3 protein-coding genes are annotated in these 1749 nt (G+C 64.6%); all 3 read left to right on the forward strand.

The window, feature by feature from the left end; all coding sequences use genetic code 11:
- Window positions 1–110: 110 nt before the first annotated feature.
- A complete protein-coding gene (locus GVY64_RS36870) occupies window positions 111–584 on the forward strand; it encodes a glycosyltransferase 87 family protein (protein WP_159851309.1) in 474 nt (157 codons plus the stop codon).
- 320 nt (window positions 585–904) lie between these two features.
- Entirely contained in the window at window positions 905–1129 is a 225-nt protein-coding gene (locus GVY64_RS36875; protein WP_159851311.1) for a ribbon-helix-helix protein, CopG family, read from the forward strand.
- The gene (locus GVY64_RS36880) at window positions 1126–1446 is read left to right on the forward strand and encodes a type II toxin-antitoxin system PemK/MazF family toxin (protein WP_159851313.1); all 321 of its coding nucleotides are present in this window, start codon (window positions 1126–1128) and stop codon (window positions 1444–1446) included. The genes GVY64_RS36875 and GVY64_RS36880 overlap by 4 nt, the downstream gene beginning before the upstream one ends.
- The last annotated feature ends 303 nt before the right edge of the window (window positions 1447–1749 follow it).

A 1749-nucleotide genomic window follows, 5' to 3' on the forward strand; every position in this document is an offset into this window, starting at 1 on the left:
ACAACAGCCAGCGCATCCAGAAGAAGCTGGGTTGGCGATCACCTGATGAATTCGAGGCGAGCTACCATCACCCGGTTCCGGCTGGAACCTGATTACCCCGCCCTCCAACAATGCGGGGGAACCTCACCGCGGCCTGGCTGATCCTGCCGGGCGACACCCACGACTTCTTGCGTGATGCGGCTGGTGACGTCGATCGCATCGGGCCGGTCACACATCCAGGCAATCAGTCGATCAACGGTGTGCTGTCGAACCTGTGGGCACCCCAACCCGCGCCGAACTGGCTGTGGCTGGTATGCGTCGCTGGTGCCGCCGGCCTCGGCTACGCCGCCGCGGCCACCGCGCACCGCACCGACCGGTCATTGCTCGGGTTGATCGTGGTCGGATTGATCGGGTGCGCCGTGCCGCCGCTGGCGTGGGGACACCACTGGGTGTGGTTGCTGCCGCTACTGATCATCCTGCTGCACCACACCGCCCGCGCATACCGACACCGGATGCTCTGGATCGCCACGGCAACAGCCACCTTCGCGGCCGCCTCCATGTGGCTGACCAGCTGGCTCTACGCCGAAATCAAAGCCCTCGGCTGACCGGGGCACCCACATACGTTCCGGCTATGACCGCCGCTGCCAAACAGATCTCCCACCCGACCGGGCCATCGTGTGTGGTGTCCCCGTCGCAGTCTACCTCGCCGTCGTCGTCGCCATCCTCACACGGCAACCGGCCAGACGGCGAGAACCGGACTCCGGCGCCGAGCGCCCCCCGCGCTGTGACCACACACGATGGCCCGGGTCGGGTGGGTCCCAGAAAGACTGCTGGAGAATCCACGGGGCCAACTCGGCAGACTGACGCCGAAGCTCCGCACCCCTCCCGAACAGCCCTGTAATACATTTCGTCTTACACTTGGAGTATGGGAATACTCACCGTGCGCACAGACGAAGCGATGGAAACAGCGCTGACCCAACTCACCGCAGACACCAACCGCACCCGCTCCGAAGCAGTCCGCTACGCCATCCTGCACGCTTACAAAGAGCTCTTGCTCAAACAGGCCGCCCACGATGCCGAGCGACTGGCCGAGGACCCCAGCGACCAAGCCGAAATGCTCGCCATTCAGCGCTTCATGGGCATCGCGTGATCTTTCGAGGCGCAATCTATGAAATCAAGGCCCTGCCCGGCGCCCGAGGGCACGAACAACACGGGCACAGGTACTGCGTCATCATCCAATCGGACCGGTTTCCTTCCAGCACCGTCATCATCGCCCTCACCTCGGCAAGCGCCGGTCCTGCGGTCTATCGGCCCGAGATCGAACTGGAAGGCACCCGCACCCGCATCCTGATCGACCAGATCTTCACCGTGTCACCTGAGCGGCTCGGCGCGTTCAAAGGCCGACTCGACGGCACCGAACTCGCCGAGGTCGACCGCGCCCTCATGCTCAAACTCGGCCTATTCTGAACCGGCCTCCCGCAGCCCGCAAGACAATCCACCGCCGCTACCACGATCCCACGACGACGCCAGCCTCGCCGACCTGGCCGACGAATACAGCGTCGGCCGCTCCACCATCCACCGCATCGTCAGCGGTACCGCGCCAAGCGCGTAACGCCCACGGCGCTCATGTACCTGGGGTTCCGGTAGTAATCGTGCGGAAAGCAACGAAGTTGCCTTGACCAGCAGAGATGGCGGGTTTCCGGTTACCCCGATTTCGTCGTCCGCGTGGCGGTCAGATGTCGTTCCAGTCCCATGCCGGGGCGGGGCTGC

The organism is Nocardia sp. CY41, assembly GCF_009829325.1.
Lineage (GTDB): Bacteria > Actinomycetota > Actinomycetes > Mycobacteriales > Mycobacteriaceae > Nocardia.

Bases quoted from the DNA above. Each gene is read 5' to 3' on its own strand.
- GVY64_RS36870 (WP_159851309.1), top strand. From the start codon at position 111: ATGCGGGGGAACCTCACCGCGGCCTGGCTGATCCTGCCGGGCGACACC.
- GVY64_RS36875 (WP_159851311.1), top strand. From the start codon at position 905: ATGGGAATACTCACCGTGCGCACAGACGAAGCGATGGAAACAGCGCTG.